Origin of the sequence: Brachyspira hyodysenteriae ATCC 27164, from assembly GCF_001676785.2 — a bacterium.
In the GTDB taxonomy this organism is placed as follows: Bacteria; Spirochaetota; Brachyspiria; order Brachyspirales; family Brachyspiraceae; genus Brachyspira; species Brachyspira hyodysenteriae.
Map to the genome: position 1 here is coordinate 1,045,412 of NZ_CP015910.2, position 23,383 is coordinate 1,068,794.

The window sequence follows — 23,383 nt, forward strand, 5'->3', positions numbered from 1 at the left end:
ACCCTAAAAATATAATAGATACTATATCATATTTTGAAAAAAAAATGAATAATAAAAGTATAATAAATTAGTCTATTATAAATACAACCTTACAGTTTTTTATAGCATTTTTAAGATTTGGGCTGCTCATAATTATACTAGCATCTTCATTTCCTATAACTAAATCGCTTGCAAATCTTCCTCTTGATCTCCATGCTACAATATTATAAGGTTTTTTTCCTATTGTATTTGTAATATTCTGATTTGTAAGGAAAGAATTTGTAGAATATGTAATATATCCATTTGTAGAAGCAATGGATTTATTTATATATGCTAAACTATATATTTCATTACCATCTTCATCATATACTGTAGGAAATAATGAAGGTATAAAACCTATATTTCTTGCATCTATAACAAGACTGTCGTAATCTGTACCAGCATCAAAATAAGTTACTATAGGTTCAGGTTTATACATATGTATATTATTTATTAAATCTGACATAAGATTATTTGTTATTATATCCAATGCCATAAGAACTTTAACGCTTGTTCTTGTAGGATATGATATACCTACTAATCTGGCATTATTTATAGAATTTACTACTTTTTCTTTCAAAAATCTATTTTCTTCTATTATGCTGTAAATATTATCTTCACTGTCTATAGGTATATTTCCCAATGTATCATATAATGTTTTCATTGTTTCTTCTTCAGCCTGCTGCTGTAATATTAATAATGCTTCAGGGTGTAAACGAGTATCTGTAACAAAATCGGCTGTTGCATCTGCATATATCGTATATGTAGTATAATCAACTCTTCCTTCACCTATATTAACTAATATGTTATTATTAGTCAAAGATAGATACTGAGGAAAAAGAAGCATATTTATAGTAATAAATAGTAAAATAACCTTGATATTCATATAAACTCCAATATACTGTAAATATTCTCGGTTTATAAAAAAAATACTTAAAGGTATTTTTTGTAAGTTATCTCCTTTTTTCTAACTTTTGCAAATAATTTGATACATTTATATAACCATTGTATTTCATAACTTCATAAGGTTTTAATCCTATTGAGTTAACATCTATATAATTTGCATCATTATAAATTAAATACCTTGCTATATCTATTTTTGTAGCATAAAACATAGCATTCTGACCCCAATCATCTTTTTCATTAATATCAACTTTCAAATCCTCTACCAAATATTTTATTAATAAAAGATGTTCATTTTCAACGGCATACATAAGAATAGTTTTTCCTAATATATCTTTTTTATTAATATCAGCGCCGCTCTTTATTAGAAGTTTTACTGAATATAAATCTCCGTACTCGCATGCATAATGAAGTGCTGTTTTGCCATTATTATCAGCAATGTTTATATCAGCATTATTGTTTATAAGAAGATTCATTATATAAGGATAATGTGCGGAAAGTATTAAAGCATTTTCTCCATTATTATTAGTTATAGATATATCTGCATTTTTTTCTACCAAATAATCGGCCAAATCATAATATCCTATGGCTACAGCTTCCATAAGAAGAGTATTGCCATTTTTATTTACAGCATTAATATCTCCATTATTGTCTAAATATTTATCTATTCTTTCTATAATATCAGATAATTCATTTTTATGATTTATATAATCAAATATAGTAGGTTTTTTTGGGATATTGGAATACTCTATATTTTCATAAGTTTCATATTCTGAGGCATCTACTATATTATCGAATGAATTAGGCATCAGACATTTGCATATTATTAACATTAAAATAAAATATTTCTTCAATAGCAAACTCCTATTATTAATAAAAATTATTTTAATTATTTTCAATTTTTTCTAATTCACTGAGCATAAACTCCAAATCGGCTATAACTTTATCTTCCTCTTTTTGATTTCTCAAAATATAAGCAGGATGATAAGTTGCTATTACAGGTACATCTTTTCCATTATTATTGTAGTAATGCACTTTATTTCTAGCTTTTCCGAAAGGAGTTTTCAAATCAAAATCTATTAAATTACCAAAACCATGACGTCCTAATGCACATATTATTTTAGGATTAAGTATTTTTAACTGATTTACAAAATAATCTCTGCAATTAGACTTTTCTTCAGGTAAAGGATCTCTGTTTTCAGGAGGACGGCATTTCAAAGCATTCATTATATAATATTTTTTATTATTGATATTCATTCTTTCAATCCATTTATCCAATAATTTTCCGCCTCTGCCTACAAATGGAAGTCCTTGTTTATCCTCATCAGCTCCCGGTGCCTCTCCGACAAATACTATATCAGGTTCTTCGTCTCCTCTTCCGAATACTACATTTAATCTGCTATTACATAGAGCCTCACATTTCATGCATTTTTCTACTTCACTATATATCTTTTTCAATTCTTCATTCTTTATTTCTTTCATTGATTCTATGCCTTTATCATTAATATCTTTTTCTTCTTTTTTTACTGCTTTTTTTGGATTTCTTAATATTATTTTTTTATCATGCTGAGAGCAAACTACATTTGAGAATTTTATTTTATTCTGCTGTAAAAAATAGCTTTCTATTTTGTTCATATTAATAAATCCTAAATATCATTTTTAAAACATTATTTGTATTATACAATAAAATGGAATTTATTAAAAATTTTTTATTTATTAATTAATTAACTTATAAACTGATTATGTATATATACTAAAGATTTTTTATTTTTAATAATTTTATGAATTTCTATATTAGACTTCAAATTTAACTATGCATATTGACTAATAGATAATATAAAAAATATTATGTATTTTTTATTTTTATTATAGGTTTTCTATTTCTTATTTATATTCATAAAAAAATTATTCGCTCAAAGGCTATGCTAAATAAATTTAGCATACGCTCATAATTTTTTTATTTCTTCTATACTCAAGCCTGTGTTTTCGCTTATAATTTTTATATCTATACCTGCATTTTTTAAGTTTTTAGCTATAGATATTGCTTTATTTTTTTCACCTTGTTCTAGACCTTGTTTAATTCCTTCTTCAATTCCTAATCTTCTTTCTTCTTCAAGTATTATTTGATTACCATATAGATATGCTTCTCTTTTATCGTACTCATTCATCATTAATCTATCTTTAATAAAGTTATTGTATCTTTTCTGTACTTCTTCCATTATAGGCTTTTCTTTTACTAAATCTGACATAATTTCCCCCTTATTATCTTTCTCTTTCATTGTGAAAAATTTTAGCCAGCAATTTAAATCTGGCTGCAATAAATCATATTTAAATTTTTTCAATTCTAATATGTGTATTTGAAGATGGTCGGTAAGTAATCTTTTGTTATTGGTATCATAAATCATATAACAGGAATGTACAGAGTCATTATCATCTAAATTGAAATTAAGTAAGTTAATACTTATGACAGGAGTTAAAGCATCATACTTTTCACCATGTTTCAAAAGTTTGCTATAATTTGAAGCCCAATAATATAATATGCGTTCTGGGAATCTTGAATTACCTTGTAACTGTATTTCTATAATGACAACTGTTCCATTTTGTGTAATACATTTAACATCAACTATAGTTTCTTTATCTTGATAATTTTCTTTGCAATTAAAAGGATTTAGAATTTCTACATCTCTAAATGTCTTCATATTAGAATCAAGCATTATAGAATTAATAAAGTCAAGCAGTATTAAATTACTGTCTGGTGATGAGAATAAATATCTCACAAAATAGTCATTCAAAACATTAATATTTCTCATAACTTTATTATACTAAATTAACTATAAATGTAAAGTTACAAGTTTAATCATCAAAATTTACTTTCTATTTCTTTGAGCTTTTTTTAGAATACCGGCAATTTTTCTAAGTTTAAGATTATTTGCTATATCTAAAGCAGTATCTCCATGTTCATCTTCTATATTTACATCGGCTCCTTTTTCTACTAGAAATTTAACATATGGTTCAGCAAACCTTGATCCTGATGATGCACAAGCCCAAATTAAAGAAGTGTATCCTTCATAATCTTGAGCATTAATATCTGCACCTTTTTCTAATAAAACCTCAGCTAATTTTATACGATATTCCTGAAAACTTTTATTGTTAAAATTACCTTCACCCATACCAAGATATATCAAAGGAGTATATTCTCGTTTATTCTTTATGTTTACATCAGCACCTTGCTCTATTAAAAAATGAGCTATTTCAAAGTCTAGTATATCAATACTTCCTTCATCTGAAGTATCAAGAGTTTTATTTAAAGCTGTGTCTCCTTTATTATCTTGTGCATTTATATTGGCTTTTTTTGAAACTAAATATTTTATTACATCTATATTTCTTTCATGACTATACTCACATGCTGATATTAAAGCAGTACTTCCTCCTTTATAAAAGTTTACATCTGCACCATTTTCCACTAATAATTTTACTGTTTCTAAATTATTTACACCATATATTAAGGCTGTATTTCCATAATTATTGAAAGCATTTATATCAGCCCCTTTTTGTATTAGAAGTTCTACCACTTTTATATTATGAAGTTTGGAAGCATACATTAAAGGTGTCTCTCCATGATTATTTTTTACATTTATATCAGCACCATTATTTATTAAAAATTCTGCAACAGATGAATTTTCATCATATCTAGATTCAATATGTTCATAATCTAATGAGAGTAATAGGGGAGTTACTACTGAGCTATATTCAGAATGTGTTTTGGCATTTACATCGGCACCTTTTTCAACTAAAAATTGAACCATATCATAGTCATTTCTTAAAGCTGCTATCATTAAAGGAGTATAATCATAATCTTCAGGATAATGCTCCCCAGCCTTTATTCTTGATTCTAAGTCAAAACCATTTTCTACTAATACTTTAAACATTTCTCTATTTTGTGCCAATGCTGTTGAAGCTCTATAAGATTTATTAAGAAGTGATGCTCCATCATTGTCTTTAGTATTTACATCAGCACCGTATTTTATTAATAAATTAAATATTTTTTTAGCATTTTCTAGTTTTTCTTCTTCTCCATAATGATCATAGTAAATATTATAATATAATACAGTGTTTCCATCATTGTCTTTAGTATTTATATTGGCACCATTTTCTAATAAAAATTTAACCATTTCATAATTTCCGCTTACAGCAGCGTACATTAATACTGTAATACCGTATTCATCTCGAGCATTTAGATTTGCTCCTTTAGATAAATATGATTTAACTTCTTCTATGTTATTATTTTCTACAGCTAAAAATAACGATTCATCTAAAGTCTGAGAATACAAAAGAATATTAAACAAGAATAATATAATAAATACTTTTTTCATATATACCCCCTAAGCATATACTGGATTATATATTAATTATTATACTTTGTCAATTAAAATAGGATTTATGAAATATGAAATTAATGAATTTGTTTTATGCTTTTTAATGATGTTTATTATAATAATAAATTTTTATTATAGTTTTATTTCTTATCTGTATTCATAAAAAATTATTCGCTCGCTATGCGTACCTTCGGTATAGTATATGATGCCTTAGGGGAATTCGTCATATGCTCATAATTTTTTTGTTATAGTTTTTCTACTTCTTCTATGCTCAATCCTGTGTTTTCGCTTATAATTTTTATATCTATTCCTGCATTTTTGAAGCTTTTAGCTATAGATATTGCTTTATTTTTTTCGCCTTGTTCTATTCCTTCTTCCTTAGCTTTCTTTAAATCCAATTCTATGCTTTTATCAAAGAAATATGCATCTACTTCGCGTTTTTTATATTTATCCATTACAGGAGTATTATTTACAAAAGTACGGCATTTCTTTTCAACTTCTTCAAATATAGTATTTTCTTTCATTAAAATAGACATATCTTCCCCCTTAAAAAATTTAACCCAAGAAATGAATTCTTTATGTATATTATCTAAACTTTCTATTGCAGAAATATTTTTTAAATTGAATTTAGGTAATTCTAGAAAATGTAATTGACAATGATCTGTAAGAATTTTATTATTATTCAATTCTTTTAATACATAACAGCTATGTACTTTATCTTCATTTGTTAGTATAAAGTTTGTAATATTAATACTTACAGTTGGTTTTAATTCATCATAAAAAGAACCTCTGTTTAAACTACTGCTGTAATTATAAGCCCAATAATATAAAGCTCTTTTTATAAAATCTTCATTACCTCTAGCCTGAATCTCTATTAATACAGTTATTCCGCTTTCTGTGATAGCCTTGATATCAACTATAGATTCTTTTTCATCATAATTTTCTGCTATGTTAAATGGATTTAATATTTCTATTTTCTTAAAAGTTTCAAAGCCTAAATCTTTAAATACAGCATTAATGAAATTTAATGCTATGTTTTCATTGCCTTCATGTGAAAATAAATAGCGTATAAAATAGTCATTAATTCTATTTAAATTGTTTATTGTAACTGTTTCATTTAATATTTGCTTTAATTTTTCTAAATCTTTCATAACTTTATTATACTAAAATAACTATAAATGTAAAGTTAGAGTTTTAATCATAAATTAACAAGATATTTTTTTATAAGTTTATTAGTAGTAAAATAAAAATCGTATTATCTAAAGAATTTTTTATCTAAATATTCTTTTGAGAGCCTTAATACAAAAGGTCTTCCATGAGGGCAGTTTGTAAGTATATTTTCTTCTTCAAGCAAATCAAGTAATGTCTGCATATCGCTGTTTGAGAGTTTATCTCCAGCCTTTGGAGAATATTTGCATGATATAGTAGAGCAGGTATGTTTTATAACTTTTTCTAAATTATTATTGTCTCCCTTTGAAATGTATATATCCAAAATGTCTTTTATGATTTTTTCAATTTTTTGATTTCTAGGAATGTATATTGGTATATCTTCTATTATAATGCTATGTTTTGAATTAGCTTCAAATTTTATTCCTAATGATTCTATTGATTCTTTTGATGCATTTAAAATATCAATTTCATAATCTCTGTACTCAATTTCGCAAGGTATAAGGAGTTTTTCATATTCTATTTTTTTTGACATAAGAGTTTTGTATATTCTTTCATAATTTAGTCTTTCATAAGCGGCATGCTGATCTATTATATACATTTCTCCTCCGCGTTCAGCTACTATATATGATGAAAATACCTGTCCTATAGCCCTTGTATACTCTCCGAATTCTATATTATTAGAGCTAAAATTATTGTTATTTAAATTTATTTCTTTATTAAGATTATTTTCTTCTATTATATTGCTATTTTCTAAATTTAAATCATCTTTATCATAATTATTATTTGAATAGCTTGTATTATCATATTTTATTTCATTTGATGATTGAGTATTATAATTTGAGGTATTATATGTATTATAATTATTATTCTGCTGTATAGGAAAAGTAGGGGTAATATCCTTATCAAGATCAACTTCTATATTAACAGAATCTAAATTGTTTCCAGAATTTATATTGTTTACTATAGTGTTATACAGTATTCCTGAAATCTCTCTTTCATTTTTTATTCTTACTTCTTTTTTACTAGGGTGAACATTTACATCTATTTTACTGCTGTCAATATTTATGTATAGGAAAAAGAAAGGGTATCTCTCTTTAGGTATGGCATTTGAATATGCATTTTTTATAGCATAAGCAAGAACTCTATTCTCTATAGGACGGTTATTTAAAAATATAAAATTATTCTTTCTCATAGATTGGCTTATTTTAGAATTTGAAAATAAACCGTATATTAATACATCATCTTTTTCTATTTCAACTTCTATCAAGTTTCTAAATATATTGCTGTCAGATATGTAATTTTCAATTCTTTCTTTCAGAGTATCAACTTTTATATATGAACTTACAACCTTGCCATTATTTTTAAGTTTCATAGATATTTTAGGCTGCACTAATGCTTCCATATCAAAAACTTCTTTAACTAAGAAAAACTCTCTTGAAATATGTTTTAAGAATTTATATCTGGCTGGAATATTAAAGAATAGATTTTTGGCTATGATTTTTGTACCTTGTGAAGCAGCAGCAGGTTTATGTTCTATTATTTTACCGCCTTCTACTACTATTTTTCCTCCATTGCTTTCTTCTACGCTTTTTGAAACTATTTCTAAATTTGTAACATCGGATATAGAAGCCAAAGCCTCACCCCTGAAGCCAAGAGTATATATTGAGTCTAAATCTTCTATAGAATGTATTTTACTTGTGGCATGATGAGTTATAGCTAAAGGAAGTTCATCAAAACGAATACCATTGCCGTCATCTTCTACTATCATAGATTTAATGCCTGCTTCTTCCACAGAAACTTCTATATTTGAAGCCCCTGAATCTATTGCATTTTCTAGTAATTCTTTTAGCATAGATGCCGGTCTTTCTATAACTTCTCCTGCAGCTATACGATTAGCTACTGATTGCGGTAATTTCATAATATTTTTAATCATAGTTATTATATTTTAACATAAAAATTAATAAAAAGATATAAATTATATAGCATATATATGTGTTAGTTTATAAATAGCAGTATTATTTTTTTTCATAATTATGTACTAGTTAGGTATTTATTTTGATTATTTTATGAACTAAATTTAATGGATAATATACTGTAGTTAGGTATTATAAAAAAAATATAAAGATTTAATTGAAATTGATAAAAAAATGTACTATACTAAAGGCAACACATGAATAGAAATGTGGAATTTAATAATTCTTTGGAGATTAAAAATGTCTAGAAAAATAGTAATAGCTAGTGCTTGCCGTACTGCAATAGGAAGTATGGGCGGATCTTTAAGTACAGTTCCAGCTGCAGAGTTGGGTGCAATAGTAATAAAAGAAGCATTGAACAGAGCTAAAGTAGCTCCTAATCAAGTTGATATGGTATATATGGGTTGTGTTATACAAGCATCACAAGGTCAGAACGTTGCTCGTCAAAGTTCTATAAAAGCAGGATTACCAGTAGAAGTACCTGCTATGACAATAAATGTTGTTTGCGGTTCAGGACTTGATGCTGTAAACATTGCTGCTAATATGATAGCTGCTGGAAATGCTGATATCGTGGTAGCAGGCGGTACTGAAAATATGTCATTAGCACCATATGCTCTTAAAAAAGCTCGTTATGGTTACAGACTTGGTAATGATACAGTAATAGATACTATGGTTAATGATGCTTTAACAGATGCATTCAATAATTACCATATGGGTATTACAGCAGAAAACGTTTGTGATGATTGGAAACTTACTCGTGAAGAATTAGATGCATTTGCTGCTAATTCTCAGCAGAAAGCAATTAAAGCTCAGGAAGCTGGTGCTTTCAAAAAAGAAATAGTACCTGTAACTATCAAAACTAAAAAAGGCGATATCGTATTTGATAAAGATGAAGGCCCTAGAGCTGGAACTACAGTAGAAAGCTTGGCTAAATTAAAACCAGCATTCAAACCAGATGGTGGAAGAGTAACAGCAGGTAACTCTTCTAGTATTAATGACGGAGCTGCTGCAGTAGTAGTAATGAGCGAAGAAAAAGCTAAAGAATTAGGTATTAAACCTATGGCTACTTGGATTGCAGGCGGTTTAGGCGGTGTTGAACCTAGAATTATGGGTATCGGACCAGTTGCAGCTACTAAAAAATTAATGGCTAAAACAGGATTAACTATTAAAGATTTCGATATCATTGAATCTAATGAAGCTTTCGCTGCTCAGTCAGTTGCAGTTGGTAAAGAATTAGGTATCGATGTAGAAAAACAACTTAACCCTAATGGCGGTGCTATAGCTTTAGGACACCCAGTAGGTGCTTCTGGATGTAGAATCCTTGTTACTTTACTTCATGAAATGGAAGCTAAAAATGCTAAGAGAGGACTTGCTACTCTTTGTATTGGCGGCGGTATGGGTTGTGCTACTATAGTGGAAAGAGAATAGTAGAATAGTACTTTTTAATAATAGATAGTGTTTAAGTCTGATTTATTTAATGAAATAACTTTTAACTAAGAAGGTTATTAAATACTAGCCTTTGTATTATTAAAATATAAAGGCTAGTATATAAAATATTAAAATTATGGTTAATAATAACAATTTTAATGTGATAAGGAGACAAAATGGAATTCATTAAATATGAAGAAAAAGGTATGATTGGTATTATCACTATAAGCAGAGAAAAAGCTCTTAATGCTCTTAATTCTCAGGTTTTAGATGAAATCGAAAAAACTTTTGATTCTGTAGATGTTAATAATATAAGATGTTTAATTTTAACAGGCGCAGGCGATAAATCTTTTGTTGCAGGTGCTGATATATCTCAAATGAGTACATCCAGCAAAGCAGAGGGAGAGGCTTTTGGTAAAAAAGGAAACGATGTATTTAGAAAAATAGAAACTTTCCCTATTCCTGTAATAGCAGCTATTAATGGATTCGCTTTAGGCGGAGGATGTGAAATAGCTATGAGCTGCGATATTCGTATTTGTTCTGACAATGCTGTATTCGGTCAGCCTGAAGTAGGATTAGGAATCACTCCTGGTTTCGGAGGTACTCAAAGACTTCCTAGAATCGTTGGTATGGGTATGGCTAAACAAATGATTTATGCCGGTAAAAATATTAAAGCTGATGAAGCATTAAGAATAGGACTTGTTAATGCAATTTATCCTCAGGCAGAACTTATGGGAGCTGCTGAAAAATTAGCTAATTCTATAGCTGCTGCTGCCCCTATAGCTGTACGTAATTGTAAAAAAGCTATTAATGAAGGCTTACAAGTAGATATGGATAAAGCTATTGTTATAGAAGAAAAATTATTCGGTGCTTGTTTTGAAACTGAAGATCAAAAAGAGGGCATGAAAGCTTTCTTAGAAAAAAGAAAAGTTGAAAAATTTGTTAATAAATAATAAAATATTTAAAGTTGTAAACTAGCTATTATTAATATAATAGCAGTTTATAACAAGTAATAATAATAAATTTTAAGGAGTTATAAAATGAAAGTAGGTGTAATTGGTGCAGGTGCTATGGGTTCTGGTATAGCACAAGCTTTTGCTCAAACAGAAGGCTATGAAGTTTATTTATGCGATATAAAAGAAGAATTTGCAGCAGGCGGTAAAGAGAAAATTGCTAAAGGTTTTGCTGGAAGAGTAGCTAAAGGTAAAATGCAGCAGGCTGATGCTGATAAAATTTTAGCTAAAATTACTACTGGTTTAAAAGAGATTTGTAAAGATGCAGATTTGATTATTGAAGCTGCTTTTGAAAATTTAGAAGTTAAAAAAACAACATTCTCTGAATTACATAAAATTTGTAAACCTGATTGTATATTCTCTTCTAACACTTCTTCTCTTTCTATTACAGAAATAAGTGCTGGTGTAGGCAGACCTGTTGTAGGTATGCACTTCTTTAACCCAGCTCCTGTTATGAAATTGGTTGAAGTTATTTCTGGACTTAACACTCCTAGAGATATCGTTGATAAAATTATTAAAATATCTGAAGAAATAGGAAAAACTCCTGTAGAAGTTAAAGAAACAGCTGGTTTCGTAGTTAACCGTATACTTGTTCCTATGATCAATGAAGCTATTGACTTATATGCTATGGGTATTGCTTCAGCTGAAGGTATTGACAATGCTATGAAATTAGGTGCTAATCACCCAATGGGACCTTTAGCTTTAGGAGACTTAATAGGACTTGATATCGTTCTTGCTATTATGGAAGTTCTACAAAAAGAAACTGGAGATCCTAAATACAGACCTAGCGCTTTACTTAGAAAAATGGTTAGAGGCGGTTTACTAGGACAAAAAACTGGAAAAGGTTTCTACGATTATACTAAGAAATAATATTATTTTTACTCATTTATATCTATAATAAAATGCGGGTAAGATATGTAAATTATCTTCCCGTATTTTTTTATAAAATATTGCAGAAATAAAAAAATAAAACATTTTTTATTATATATAATAAATTATTACAGTTCTATGGTATTATTATATATTGTGTAATTTTATGTCGTTTGTAAGTATTTTTTAATTTTTTTAATAAAATGATAAAAAATTTTATTATAAAAACTATAGAGTTTGATCATATTTAAATTTTTTATTATATTATATAACAAAATTATATTATAAAAGCGGGGATAAAATATGAAATACAATGAAATAAACAATGAAGGTGTAGAAAAATTAATGGATATATTCTATGCCAAAATTAGAACACATGAACAATTAGGTCCTATATTTAATGGGGCAGTTGGTATTGATGATGCTTCTTGGGAAAGACATAAAGAAAAAATAGCTAAATTTTGGAAAACTATGCTTTTGAATGAAAATTTATATATGGGAAATCCTGTACAGCCTCATATTAATTTACTTCCTTTCGATATTAAACTATTTGATATTTGGCTTGATTTATTTAAAGAATGTTTAGATCAAGTATTTGAAGAAAAAGCATCTGAACATTTTTATGAAGTTGCTTGTAATATTGCTAAAAATTTCAAAGCAGTATTATTTCAGCAATAAATAATATTTTAAGGCGGAGGATATTTTATAGTTATGAATTATCCTTTGCCTCTATAGATCTGATATATTTTTTCTAATTTTTTCTAATATTGATGCAAATTTATCTGTATCTTCTTCGCTTAATTCTTTTACTATATTTTCTAAAACTTTACTTTCATAAGTTTCCATAATTGGAAGCTTTTCTTTTGCTTTATCTGTTAGAAATAATGAAAAGGCTCTTTTATCAAGTTTATTTTCTTTTCTAATTATAAAAGATTTTAATTCCAATTTGTCTATCATGGCTTTTACTGTATTTTGATCTTTATCGAGTCTGAATGATAATTCTTTTTGGGATATACCTTCTTCTTTAGCAAGTTCTTTTAATACTATTAATTGTTCTGGGGTAATATCAAATTCATTTATTTGTTTTCCTATATACTGATATATTTTTCTAGCAGTATAACAAACATCATATCCTATATTTTTAATATTAAACTCCTAATAAAAAAATGCTATCATAAACTGTTATTATGATAGCATATATTTTATTTTTTGTTAATAATTGCTTTTGTTTTTTATTTATTTAATTCTTTTTCAGCTCTTTCTATTAAAGAGTTTAAATATTTCTCCATATTTTCTTTTGACATAATAAATGGATTTTGTTCATTTGCTTTTAGATTGCCTGCTTTTTCTAAATTAGCATATCCATTGTCAGCGAATAAATGTGCTGTTAATGATATAGATGCATTTCTTGATATAGCTTCTTTTTTAAAGTATTCAGCTGATTTTTTATATTTTGATACTAAATCTCTATCTTTTGGAAGTCCTGTTCCTCCCCAAAGTACAGCAGTATATTCTTTTCCTCTGAATTTAACAGGGAATATAAAAGAAGTACATCCTGCAGTATGTCCAGGAGTTTCTAATATAGTTATGCTTGTATCTCCTAGTTTTATTATATCTTTATCTTTTGAATATATATCAACTTTTGTTTTTGGAGAACGAGGAGAATTTGCTCCTGTATTTAGATTGTATATTAAATCAGTGTCTGTTTTTGTGAGTATAACTTTAGCTCCATATTTTTCTCTCAAATATTTAGCTCCGCCGTAATGATCTCCATGCCCATGGCTTAATATTATATATTTTAAATTTTTTGGGTCCAATCCGAAACCTTTAATACCATCCTCTATGAGTTTTGCATCTCTGTCATCCCACATAGAATCTATTAATATTAATCCGTCTGATGTAGTTATTACCCAAGCGACAACACTCACAGAACCTATACAATATACATTATCAAATACTTTAGTTGGTTTTAGAGGAGTATTATCGTTTAGGTAATCCATTGGAGTTTTTTCAGCTGCAAATACTGAAAAAGTTACTAAAAAATAAATGAAAAAAGTTTTTTGCCAAAATAACATCAATTCTAAACCTCCTTATTCAATTTACTTATAAATAATAATACGTATACGTACTATTGTCAATATGAATAATTCTTTTTTATTAAAAAAATTAAAAAATTACATATTAATGATTATAATAATATTTCATATATGTTATAATAACATAATACTATAATTTGGAAGTTATTATGTTAAGAAAGTTATCAATTGTAATTTTTCTTTTATCAGCATTTATTTTATACTCTCAGGAATCTCAGGAGCCTCCTGTAAGTATACCAATAATAAAAGCTATAGCTAATAATGATATTAAGACTTTACAAAAATTAATAAGAGATGGGGCAGATGTAAATGTTAAAGATGCAGAAGGCAATACACCTCTTATATGGGCTTCTCTTCTTGGTTTTGATAAAATAGTGGAGGAATTATTGTCAAATGGGGCTGATATTAATATGGGCAATAGTTTTGGCAATACTCCTGTTATGGCTGCGGTATTGGAGGGAAAAACTAGCACTATAAGGATTTTAATATCAAAAGGAGCTGATTTAAATTTAAAAAATAAAGACGGCTGGACTGCTGTAATGTGGGCTTGCGTCAATGGAAATTTGTCTGTTCTTAAAATGCTTGTAAATGCTAGAGCTGAAGTGAATATAAAAGATGTTAATGGAAGTACTCCTTTAATGGTAGCATCAGACAGCGGATATACTGATATTGTAAGAGAGCTTATAAAATTAGAAGTTAATGTTAATGAGAAAAATAATTATGGTGATACAGCAATAATGATGGGAGCTATTATTGGAGATGTAGGTATTGTTAAAGAATTAATAAAAGCCGGTGCAAATATAAATGAAAAAGGTTCTAATGGAGGATGTGCTTTAATATATGCAGCAAGATTTGGAAGAACAGATGTTGTAAGAGAATTATTAAAGAATAATGCTGATATTAATATAACAGCTGATGATGGTACTTCTCCTATATTAGCTGCTTGTATAGATGGCTACAGCGATATTGTGAAAGAATTAATAAAGAATAATGCTGATATTAATAAGCCTGATAATGTGGGATATCGTCCATTGATAGTTTCAGCTATAGAGGATCATATAGTAATAGTTGAAGCTTTATTAAATGCAGGTGCTGATATTGGAGCTACTACTAATGAAGGATATACTGCATTAATGGGAGCTGCTATTAAAGGAAATTTGGAAATGGCTCAGGTTTTACTAGATGCAGGAGCCGATATAAATCATAAAGCAGATAATGGAAAAACAGCATTGAGCATGGCAAAAGAAAAAGATCAGGAAGAAATGGTTAATTTTCTTAAAGCCAATGGTGCAAAATAGAAAAATACTTGAAACTCAAATATAAAAAATTTGATTAATGGCTATATAAAAAATAAAAATCGAGTTAGCTTATTGTAGCTATAATAATAACATATAGTCAATAATTTATTTGATGTTTATATATGATCCTTGCAGCAATAAAAATAATAATTTTTAATTATTCATTATGATTGATGGGTATTGTTTTTTTACTGATTAATAATATAATATTATTCACAATAAAAAATAATTAGGGTATTAATGTTTAAAGACAGCAATATAACAACTCAGGATTTACTTAGATCCGTAAGACAGATAGAGATAAAAACTTCAAGAATAGTTAACTCTTATTTTGCAGGACAGTATCATTCTGCTTTCAAAGGTCAAGGTATAGAGTTTGATGAAGTAAGAAAATATACTGTAGGCGATGATGTAAGGGCTATGGACTGGAAGGTTAGTGCTAGATATAATGAGCCTTTCATTAAACGATTCAGAGAGGAGAGAGAACTTAGCGTTGTAATACTTGCGGATTTTTCAGCCTCTACTGATTTCGGATTCACTAAAACAAAACATAATCTAATAGTAGAGCTTAGTGCATTGCTTAGCTTTTCTGCTTTAAAAAATAATGATAAAGTAGGGCTTTTAATATTTACTGATACAGTAGAGAAATTTATTCCTTTAAACAAGGGTAAAAATCATGTACTTAGAATAATAAGAGAGCTTATAGAATTTGATCCTAAAAGTACTCAGACTAATGTAGCTAATGCTTTAGAATATTTTAATAGAATACAAAAAAGAGACAGCATTACTTTTTTAATTACAGATGCCTGTTCTGAACTTCCAAAAAAAGAAATAGATATTACAAGAAAACGTCATGATTTTATAGTATGTTTGGTTAATGATAAACTAGAGTATCATCTTCCTAGTTTGGGAGGTACTTTAGTATTGTCTGATTTAGAAAATAATGATTATGTTTATTTTGATATGTCTAATAAAAAAATAAGAGAAGAATATTTTAATGAGCAGAATAGAATCATGGAAGAAAGACTTGATTTTTTGAAAAGAAATTCTATTGAGCGTATAATTCTTGATACTTCCAGTGATTATGTTAATGATGTAATGAAGTTTTTTGTCAAAAGAAGAAGATAAATTTTAGGATTTATTATGACAAAAGATATGACTGTCGGAAGTCCATTTAAAACTATAATATATTTCTCTATACCAATGCTTATAGGAGGAATATTTCAGCAGTTTTACGGCGTTGCAGATACTATTATCATAGGAAAATTTGCAGGTTCCAGAGCTTTAGCTTCTATAGGGGCAACAACTTCAACTATGTTTTTCTTTTTATCATTTGCAGTAGGTTTTACTAATGCTTTTTCTATAGTTATGGGACAGTTCTTCGGTGCTAAAAATGATAATATGCTTAGAAGAACTTTTTTAAACTCTATTTATGTAACATTAGGAAGTTCTTTAATACTTTTGATATTCGGTTTATTTTTTTCAAAGCCTTTGATGATTCTTTTGAAGACTCCTGATGATATAATAGAAAATTCTATAATTTATTTGAAAATATGTGTAGGCTTATCATTCGGACAGCTTTTTTATAATGGGGCAGCTAGTATATTAAGAGCATTGGGAGACAGTAAAACTCCTTTATATTTTTTGATACTTACAACTATACTTAATATTATATTGGATTTAATTTTTGTAGTTTTATTAAATATGAATGTTACCGGTGTCGCAATAGCCACTGTAATATCTCAAGTAATTTCAGCTTTTTTAAGCATACTCTATATTATAAAGAAATTTCCTATTTTGAAATTGAGTAAAAGTGATATGGTATTTGACTCTGATAATTTACTTATGATAATAAAAATAGGTGTTTCTATGAGTGTGCAGGCTATATTCTTATCAATAGGCGAGATGATTATAAGCGGTGTAGTTAATACTTTCGGTACTAATGTTGTGGCATCATACACTACAGGAAACAGAATAAATCAATTTGCTTCTATGGCATTTTTTGTTATTTCTGAGGCTTTTGCCGTATACACAGCACAAAATTTCGGAGCTGGTAAGATTGATAGAATAAAAGAAGGTTTTAAAAGCATAATATTACTTTCTTTATCATTGAGTATATTGGCCGCTGCTATAATATTTTTATTTGGTGATCATTTGGTGAGAATATTCATATCAAGTAAAGATGAATATATAGATATAATATCAGAAATATGTAAGGGTTATTTGAGAATATCTTCTGTATTCTATCCATTTTTAGGTATAATAGTTTTATATAATAATTCTGTAAGAGCCATAGGAAAGGCATTGATTCCATTAATTTCTGGTATAACTGAACTTGTTATAAAGGTAGGAGGTTCTGTATTTTTATCTATACCTTTTGGATATATAGGAGTATGGTTTGCAAATCCTGTAGGCTGGGCTATAGGTATAATTCCAACATGTATATATTTTCATAAATATGCTTTCAAAATTAAAAATAATTGAATATTGTTAAGATGATTATAAAAAATGTTGTTTTTTCAGAAATTTATATATTTCATTGATAATGTTATATTAGTTAGTATGTAAATTTTATTTTGTAGCTTTATTTTGACAAATTAAAATGTTTTTAGTATAATAAAAGTATGAAAGAGATTAACAGACTTAATGATTTATTTGTACGATATCTAATAGGTAAACAAGGCGATGAGGATATATTAGAAAATATTGTTAACGCTGTTCTAAATGATGCTGGTTTTGAGTCTGTAAGTAATCTTGAAATTATAAATCCTTATAACTTACCTGAAAATGAAAATTTAAAAGAGTCTATTCTTGACGTTAAAGCAAAAACTAAAGATGGTAAGAAGATACTTATTGAAATACAATTAGTTGGAAATAACAATTTTATAAAAAGAATATTATACTACATAGCTAAAAATATAGCTTCTGAATTAAAAGAAAGTAATTTATATATTAATATAAGTAAAATGATTAGTATTAGTTTCATAAATTTTAATTTAGATATAGGAAGTGAAACTGATATAAGAAAAGAACATAAATGTTTTACATTTGCAGATATTTATAATCCTACTCTTAGATTGGACGATTTTCAGATACATTTTATAGAGATTAAAAGATTTGCAGAAATATTAAAAAATACTAGTATAGATGACTATAATAAAAATAAACTTTTGTCTTGGATTGATTTTTTTACTACAAAAGATTTAGAAAAAGATATTGATAAACTTATAGGAGGTAATGATATAATGCCTAAAGTTATAGATAAATATAAAAGATTTGTAGCTGATGATAAGGAGATGTCAGCCTATAATGAAAGAGATACTTTTCTTTATGGACAGGCTGCCATGTTGCAATATGAAAGAGAAGCAGGAAAAAAAGAAGGTATAGAGATAGGATTTCAGAAAGGTATAGAACAAGGCATAGAACAAGGCATAGAACAAGGTGAAATAAACAGAGCAAAAATTATAGCATTGAATTTGAAAAATATGAATATGAATAATGAAGATATAAGCAGAATTACAGGTTTAACTATAGAAGAAATAAATAAACTATAATAAAAAATCTTATATAAGTATTTGGAAGTGTGTATATATTGTAAGTATAATATAACTGTTAGATCATGTTAATTATTTTAAATATAATAATTAATTCTTAAATATACAAATTATAAAGATATAAAAATTAGGATAAATTTATGAATTTAAATGATGTTAGTTATATTATAGATGATTATATAAAGATAATGACTAAGAATAATAATATTGATTCTATAGTTTTGTCTGGTTCAAGAAGCAGTTTAATTAATGATGATATGTCTGATTATGATATTTATGTTTATTCTAAAGGATTAACAAAGAATAAAGAAGATATAGAATCAAGAAAAGAATTTGCTTTGAAGTATGCATCTTACTCTGAAATAGGAAATGATTATTTTGAATATGGTGATGAGATTATACTTAAAGAAAGCGGTATATGTTTGGATTTTATGTATAGGGATTTATCTTGGATTGAAGGAGAGCTGGAATATGTATGGAGAGGATGCAATTCAAAGATAGGCTATACTACTGCTTTTTTATACAATATTAAGAACTCTAATATACTTTATGATAAAGAAGGAAAATTTAAAAAATTTCAAGATGAATTAAATTTGGAATATCCTGAAAAATTAAAAAACAATATAATAGAAAAGAATTTTAATGTTATGTATGGTAAAAAAACAGCATCTTTCTATGAACAATTAGAGAAAGCAGTAAAAAGAGGTGATATTGTTAGTATTAATCATAGAATAACTGCTATATTATCATCGTATTTTGATATTTTATTTGCTTTGAATAAAGAGCTTCATGTTGGAGAAAAGAAACTTGTGCAGTATGTATTAAAATTATGCAGTAAAATACCTGATAATTTTGAAAAAGATATAAAAAATGTTATATTTTATGAGCAGAATGATAAAAATATTTTAGAAAAAGTAAAAATTCTTATTGAAAATATTGAAAAAATTTTGTAAATTATTATTCATAAATTTCATTAATATATTATATCTTTTTTTTATTGTATTGAATATAATTTCATGATATAATATTGTGGTATTTTAATTTTGTATTTAATAGGAAAAATCAATGGAGAATCTAGAGGAGCTTCATAGCTTTTTAAAAAACAGCATAGAAAATGCTAATACTCAGTCAGAAATAGATGATATAAGAATTCGTTATTTAGGAAGAAAGGGAAAGATTACAGAACTTTTGAAAAGTTTATCTTCTATAGATAATATTGAGGAGAAGAAAGAGTTCGGAAAAAAAATTAATGAGATAAAGAATTACTGTGAGAATGCCTTATCAGAAAAGAAAAACTCAATATCCGAACAAGAATTTTTATCTTCTTTAGAAAAAAACAAAATAGATATAACAATGCCTGGAAGAAGGCCTAAATCTGCATCAATTAATCTTCTTACTAGAGTAGAAGAGGAAATAGTTTCTATTTTAACAGAAATAGGTTTCAGAGTTGTGGAAGGTAATGAAATAGAAGATGATTTCCATAATTTTGAGGCATTAAATATACCTTATTATCACCCTTCAAGAGACAGTCATGATTCTTTCTTTATATCTAAGGAGCATGTACTTAGAACACATACATCAGGTATGCAGATAAGAACTATGCTTGAAACTCCTCCGCCTATAGCTGTTGTTTCTCCTGGTAAATGTGCTAGAAGAGATGCTATAGATTCAAAACATTCTCCTGTATTCCATCAAGTTGAAGGACTTATGGTTGATAAAGGAATAAGTTTTAATGATTTGAAAGGTATATTAGAATTATTCTGCAAAAGAATGTTTGGAGATAAGACACAGATAAGATTAAGACCTGATTTTTTCCCATTCGTAGAGCCTGGTGCTGATTTGAGTGCTACTTGTGTAATATGCGGCGGAAGCGGATGTAAAACTTGCGGAGGCGAAGGCTGGCTTGAGCTTATGGGAGCCGGTATGATTCACCCTAATGTATTTAAACATGTAGGATATGATATAACTAAATATACAGGTTTTGCCTTTGGAATGGGTATAGAACGTGTAGCTATGATTAAGTATGGTATTACTGATATAAGAATGTTCTATGAAAATGATATAGATTTCTTAAAGCAATGGTAAAAGTAAGCCTAATAAGTAATATGTAATATATAGTGATAATAAAAAAATGAGCCTAGGCCAGCAAATAAAATTTATTTGCTTATTATAGGCAGTTAAGTAGGCACCCTTTAGGGTTGGCGAGCATATAGATAATAAAATATTTTTATAAGTGAATTAAATTAAGGATATAATAATGAGAGTTCCATTAAGTTGGCTAAAAGAATTTGTTAATTTAGACGGATTTAGTGTAGAGGAAATTGCCAAACAGATAACACTAGCAGGAAGTGAAATTTCATCAATAGAGACTACCGGAGGAGATATACCAGGAGTCATTATTGGTAAAATAATATCTGTTCATAAACACCCAGATGCAGATAAATTAAGTGTATGTAAGGTTGATGTTGGTGATGGAGATACACTCTCAATAGTATGCGGCGCTCCTAATGTAAAAGAAGGCATATATGTACCTATAGCAATGATTGGTTCTAAACTTCCAAACGGATTAACAATAAAAAAAGCTTCTATAAGAGGTTTTGAAAGTAATGGTATGATATGTTCAAGAACTGAATTGGGCTATGAAGAAGCTGAAGGCGTTTACGGAATTTGGATATTAGATGAAGATATAGAAAAAGTACATGCAGATAAAGACAGTATATTAGGTAATTCTCTTTCAACTATAGTAGGAAGTACAGATCATATATTCAATGTTGAAATCACAGCAAACAGAGGAGATTTAGTAAGTATTATAGGTTTTGCCAGAGAATGTTCTTTGGTTTTAGAAAGAAGAGTAAGCATACCTTCTGTTAATACTTATGATGCTGCAGGCGGTAATATAGATATAACTGTTGAAAATCAGGAAAGCTGTTATAAATATGTAGGAAGGCTTATAAAAGATATAACTGTAGGACCTTCTCCTGATTGGATGCAGAAAAGATTAAAAATGTGCGGAATCAATCCTATAAATAATATAGTAGATGTTACAAACTATGTTATGCTTGAATATGGACAGCCTTTGCATGCTTATGATTTCGATAAAATAAAAGATGGTAAAATAATAGTTAGAAATGCCAGAAGCGGAGAAAAAATTACTTTACTTGACGGCAGAGAAATAGATCTTACAGATGATGTTTTAGTTATAGCAGACAGTGAAAAGCCTATAGGTGTTGCTGGAGTTATGGGCGGTGATTCTACTAAAATTGAAAATGAAACTAAAAATATTTTAATAGAAAGTGCTTATTTCGATCATATAGCTGTAAAAAAATCTACAATAGCAACTAATACAAAAACAGATGCTTCATACAGATTTGAAAGAGATATAGACCATACTCTTACTCTTGCAGCTTTAAATAGAGTTGTTGATTTAATAGTTACATTAGATAATTCATGCAAAATAGCTTCAAGATCTAAAGAGGTTAATGTTAAACAGTTTGATGCTAATATAATAGTATTTGACTGCGGACTTGTAAAAAGATATTTAGGTCTTAATATGAATAAGATGGAAATATCTTCTATATTCAAAAGATACGGATTTAAAGCTGTAGCACTTGGAGAGAATAACCTAAAAGTAGAAATACCTTATTACAGACATGATTTATCTATAGCAGAGGATTTGATAGAGGAAATAGCTAGAGTTTACGGATATAATAATATAGATTCTAATGTACCTCATATCAAATGTAATCCTATAAATACAGACTATTCTGAAGTAAGCTTTGTTAAGCATAGAATGGCTTCTTACGGACTTTATGAAACTAAACAGTATTCTATGGGAGACAGTAATGTATTTAAGTCTTTAGGAATAGAAGAAGAAAAACTTATAAAAGTAGTAAATCCATTAACTAATGATATGGATGTTTTAAGACCTACAACTTTAGCTTCTCTTCTTAATAGTGTAGCTTATAATCAGAATCATAGACATAAAAACGGTGCTTTATTTGAAGTTGGAAATATTTTCTATAAAGAAAATGATAACTTTGTAGAAGAAAAGCATTTATCTGCTGTTATGTTCGGACTTTATCAGGAAAAGTTATGGAATAAGGATGCTAGAGCTTATGACTTCTTTGATATGAGCGGAGTTATTGAAGAGCTTTTAATAAAAGATTTAAAATGTACTGATTATAATTTGATACCTAAAGAACATAAATGGCTTATACCTACTATGTCTGGTGAGATTGTTATATTCGGGGAGAAAATAGGTATCATTGGAAGACTTCATCCTAAACTTCTTAAACTTTTTGATATAAGCGGTGAAGTTTATTTCTTGGATATTGATATTAGAAAGACTTTGAAATTAGTTAAAGAGAGAGTTAAAAAGCAGAAATTAAAAGATATAGGTAAATATCCTGCTGTATTTAGAGATTTAGCTTTGGTTTGCTCTAATAATATAGAGTTCAGCAAGGTTATTAAATCTATAAGTAAATTTAATAATATCATACAGAATGTTAATGTAGTTGATAGATATGTAGGTGAACAGGTTGAAGATGGAAAACAATCAATAGCAATATCTATAACATATTATGATCCTAATAAAACTTTAAGAGAAGAAGATATTAATAATGTGGAAAAATCTTTGCTTGAAATGCTTAAAACAAGATTTGATATAAATTTACGTGTTTAATTT

Annotated in this window: 20 protein-coding genes; 11 read left to right on the forward strand and 9 right to left on the reverse strand. The window is 27.8% G+C overall.

Going from position 1 to position 23,383, the window contains the following annotated elements; translation table 11 throughout:
• Positions 1-67: 67 nt before the first annotated feature.
• From BHYOB78_RS04715 to mutL, 7 genes are all read right to left on the reverse strand, one after another.
• Positions 68-904, reverse strand: a complete 837-nt coding sequence (locus BHYOB78_RS04715; RefSeq protein ID WP_020064373.1) for a TP0624 family protein — start codon at positions 902-904, stop codon at positions 68-70.
• Between the two features lie 67 nt (positions 905-971).
• The gene (locus BHYOB78_RS04720; RefSeq protein WP_028331322.1) at positions 972-1,730 is read right to left on the reverse strand and encodes an ankyrin repeat domain-containing protein; all 759 of its coding nucleotides are present in this window, start codon (positions 1,728-1,730) and stop codon (positions 972-974) included.
• A 76-nt stretch (positions 1,731-1,806) separates the two neighbouring features.
• Complete coding sequence (locus BHYOB78_RS04725) at positions 1,807-2,556, reverse strand: uracil-DNA glycosylase (protein ID WP_020064375.1); 750 nt, start codon at positions 2,554-2,556, stop codon at positions 1,807-1,809.
• 311 nt (positions 2,557-2,867) lie between these two features.
• Complete coding sequence (locus BHYOB78_RS04730) at positions 2,868-3,731, reverse strand: Rpn family recombination-promoting nuclease/putative transposase (protein WP_012669662.1); 864 nt, start codon at positions 3,729-3,731, stop codon at positions 2,868-2,870.
• A 57-nt stretch (positions 3,732-3,788) separates the two neighbouring features.
• Positions 3,789-5,294 carry an ankyrin repeat domain-containing protein gene (locus BHYOB78_RS04735; RefSeq protein ID WP_012669663.1) on the reverse strand — a complete coding sequence of 502 codons (1,506 nt, stop codon included), beginning with the start codon at positions 5,292-5,294 and terminating at the stop codon, positions 3,789-3,791.
• A 248-nt stretch (positions 5,295-5,542) separates the two neighbouring features.
• Positions 5,543-6,448 carry an Rpn family recombination-promoting nuclease/putative transposase gene (locus tag BHYOB78_RS04740; RefSeq protein ID WP_012669664.1) on the reverse strand — a complete coding sequence of 302 codons (906 nt, stop codon included), beginning with the start codon at positions 6,446-6,448 and terminating at the stop codon, positions 5,543-5,545.
• Between the two features lie 104 nt (positions 6,449-6,552).
• Complete coding sequence (mutL, locus tag BHYOB78_RS04745; protein WP_020064376.1) at positions 6,553-8,400, reverse strand: DNA mismatch repair endonuclease MutL; 1,848 nt, start codon at positions 8,398-8,400, stop codon at positions 6,553-6,555.
• A gap of 280 nt (positions 8,401-8,680) precedes the next feature.
• Here mutL and BHYOB78_RS04750 point away from each other — a divergent pair, with 280 nt between their 5' ends.
• The 4 genes from BHYOB78_RS04750 to BHYOB78_RS04765 all read left to right on the forward strand — a co-directional run bounded on the left by BHYOB78_RS04750 (position 8,681) and on the right by BHYOB78_RS04765 (position 12,429).
• Positions 8,681-9,868, forward strand: a complete 1,188-nt coding sequence (locus tag BHYOB78_RS04750; RefSeq protein ID WP_020064377.1) for a thiolase family protein — start codon at positions 8,681-8,683, stop codon at positions 9,866-9,868.
• A 176-nt stretch (positions 9,869-10,044) separates the two neighbouring features.
• Positions 10,045-10,821 (forward strand): enoyl-CoA hydratase-related protein, encoded by a 777-nt coding sequence (locus tag BHYOB78_RS04755; RefSeq protein ID WP_012669667.1) that lies wholly within the window; start codon positions 10,045-10,047, stop codon positions 10,819-10,821.
• Positions 10,822-10,908: 87 nt separating this feature from the next.
• Positions 10,909-11,751, forward strand: a complete 843-nt coding sequence (locus tag BHYOB78_RS04760) for a 3-hydroxyacyl-CoA dehydrogenase family protein (protein ID WP_012669668.1) — start codon at positions 10,909-10,911, stop codon at positions 11,749-11,751.
• Positions 11,752-12,054: 303 nt separating this feature from the next.
• The gene (locus BHYOB78_RS04765) at positions 12,055-12,429 is read left to right on the forward strand and encodes a group III truncated hemoglobin (protein ID WP_020064378.1); all 375 of its coding nucleotides are present in this window, start codon (positions 12,055-12,057) and stop codon (positions 12,427-12,429) included.
• A gap of 51 nt (positions 12,430-12,480) precedes the next feature.
• Here BHYOB78_RS04765 and BHYOB78_RS04770 read toward each other — a convergent pair whose 3' ends face one another.
• Both BHYOB78_RS04770 and BHYOB78_RS04775 read right to left on the reverse strand, forming a co-directional pair.
• Complete coding sequence (locus tag BHYOB78_RS04770) at positions 12,481-12,897, reverse strand: MarR family winged helix-turn-helix transcriptional regulator (RefSeq protein ID WP_313900606.1); 417 nt, start codon at positions 12,895-12,897, stop codon at positions 12,481-12,483.
• An 86-nt stretch (positions 12,898-12,983) separates the two neighbouring features.
• Complete coding sequence (locus BHYOB78_RS04775) at positions 12,984-13,826, reverse strand: MBL fold metallo-hydrolase (protein ID WP_020064379.1); 843 nt, start codon at positions 13,824-13,826, stop codon at positions 12,984-12,986.
• A 170-nt stretch (positions 13,827-13,996) separates the two neighbouring features.
• On the opposite strand from BHYOB78_RS04775, the gene BHYOB78_RS04780 reads away from it, so the two are divergent.
• From BHYOB78_RS04780 to pheT, 7 genes are all read left to right on the forward strand, one after another.
• Positions 13,997-15,145, forward strand: coding sequence for an ankyrin repeat domain-containing protein (locus BHYOB78_RS04780; RefSeq protein ID WP_020064380.1), 1,149 nt, complete (start codon positions 13,997-13,999; stop codon positions 15,143-15,145).
• Between the two features lie 240 nt (positions 15,146-15,385).
• On the forward strand, positions 15,386-16,273 hold the full coding sequence (locus BHYOB78_RS04785) for a DUF58 domain-containing protein (RefSeq protein WP_012669673.1): 888 nt from the start codon (positions 15,386-15,388) through the stop codon (positions 16,271-16,273).
• Positions 16,274-16,288: 15 nt separating this feature from the next.
• Positions 16,289-17,629, forward strand: a complete 1,341-nt coding sequence (locus BHYOB78_RS04790) for an MATE family efflux transporter (protein ID WP_020064381.1) — start codon at positions 16,289-16,291, stop codon at positions 17,627-17,629.
• Positions 17,630-17,769: 140 nt separating this feature from the next.
• Positions 17,770-18,699, forward strand: coding sequence for an Rpn family recombination-promoting nuclease/putative transposase (locus BHYOB78_RS04795; RefSeq protein WP_020064382.1), 930 nt, complete (start codon positions 17,770-17,772; stop codon positions 18,697-18,699).
• 140 nt (positions 18,700-18,839) lie between these two features.
• A complete protein-coding gene (locus tag BHYOB78_RS04800) occupies positions 18,840-19,652 on the forward strand; it encodes a DUF4037 domain-containing protein (RefSeq protein WP_020064383.1) in 813 nt (270 codons plus the stop codon).
• 112 nt (positions 19,653-19,764) lie between these two features.
• The gene (gene pheS, locus BHYOB78_RS04805) at positions 19,765-20,784 is read left to right on the forward strand and encodes a phenylalanine--tRNA ligase subunit alpha (RefSeq protein ID WP_012669677.1); all 1,020 of its coding nucleotides are present in this window, start codon (positions 19,765-19,767) and stop codon (positions 20,782-20,784) included.
• Between the two features lie 172 nt (positions 20,785-20,956).
• On the forward strand, positions 20,957-23,380 hold the full coding sequence (gene pheT, locus BHYOB78_RS04810; RefSeq protein ID WP_020064384.1) for a phenylalanine--tRNA ligase subunit beta: 2,424 nt from the start codon (positions 20,957-20,959) through the stop codon (positions 23,378-23,380).
• Positions 23,381-23,383: the final 3 nt, after the last annotated feature.

Coding starts and splice junctions, on each gene's coding strand:
- BHYOB78_RS04715 (WP_020064373.1), bottom strand. CDS start 904: ATGAATATCAAGGTTATTTTACTATTTATTACTATAAATATGCTTCTT.
- BHYOB78_RS04720 (WP_028331322.1), bottom strand. CDS start 1,730: ATGCCTAATTCATTCGATAATATAGTAGATGCCTCAGAATATGAAACT.
- BHYOB78_RS04725 (WP_020064375.1), bottom strand. CDS start 2,556: ATGAACAAAATAGAAAGCTATTTTTTACAGCAGAATAAAATAAAATTC.
- BHYOB78_RS04730 (WP_012669662.1), bottom strand. CDS start 3,731: ATGAGAAATATTAATGTTTTGAATGACTATTTTGTGAGATATTTATTC.
- BHYOB78_RS04735 (WP_012669663.1), bottom strand. CDS start 5,294: ATGAAAAAAGTATTTATTATATTATTCTTGTTTAATATTCTTTTGTAT.
- BHYOB78_RS04740 (WP_012669664.1), bottom strand. CDS start 6,448: ATGAAAGATTTAGAAAAATTAAAGCAAATATTAAATGAAACAGTTACA.
- mutL (WP_020064376.1), bottom strand. CDS start 8,400: ATGATTAAAAATATTATGAAATTACCGCAATCAGTAGCTAATCGTATA.
- BHYOB78_RS04750 (WP_020064377.1), top strand. CDS start 8,681: ATGTCTAGAAAAATAGTAATAGCTAGTGCTTGCCGTACTGCAATAGGA.
- BHYOB78_RS04755 (WP_012669667.1), top strand. CDS start 10,045: ATGGAATTCATTAAATATGAAGAAAAAGGTATGATTGGTATTATCACT.
- BHYOB78_RS04760 (WP_012669668.1), top strand. CDS start 10,909: ATGAAAGTAGGTGTAATTGGTGCAGGTGCTATGGGTTCTGGTATAGCA.
- BHYOB78_RS04765 (WP_020064378.1), top strand. CDS start 12,055: ATGAAATACAATGAAATAAACAATGAAGGTGTAGAAAAATTAATGGAT.
- BHYOB78_RS04775 (WP_020064379.1), bottom strand. CDS start 13,826: ATGTTATTTTGGCAAAAAACTTTTTTCATTTATTTTTTAGTAACTTTT.
- BHYOB78_RS04780 (WP_020064380.1), top strand. CDS start 13,997: ATGTTAAGAAAGTTATCAATTGTAATTTTTCTTTTATCAGCATTTATT.
- BHYOB78_RS04785 (WP_012669673.1), top strand. CDS start 15,386: ATGTTTAAAGACAGCAATATAACAACTCAGGATTTACTTAGATCCGTA.
- BHYOB78_RS04790 (WP_020064381.1), top strand. CDS start 16,289: ATGACAAAAGATATGACTGTCGGAAGTCCATTTAAAACTATAATATAT.
- BHYOB78_RS04795 (WP_020064382.1), top strand. CDS start 17,770: ATGAAAGAGATTAACAGACTTAATGATTTATTTGTACGATATCTAATA.
- BHYOB78_RS04800 (WP_020064383.1), top strand. CDS start 18,840: ATGAATTTAAATGATGTTAGTTATATTATAGATGATTATATAAAGATA.
- pheS (WP_012669677.1), top strand. CDS start 19,765: ATGGAGAATCTAGAGGAGCTTCATAGCTTTTTAAAAAACAGCATAGAA.
- pheT (WP_020064384.1), top strand. CDS start 20,957: ATGAGAGTTCCATTAAGTTGGCTAAAAGAATTTGTTAATTTAGACGGA.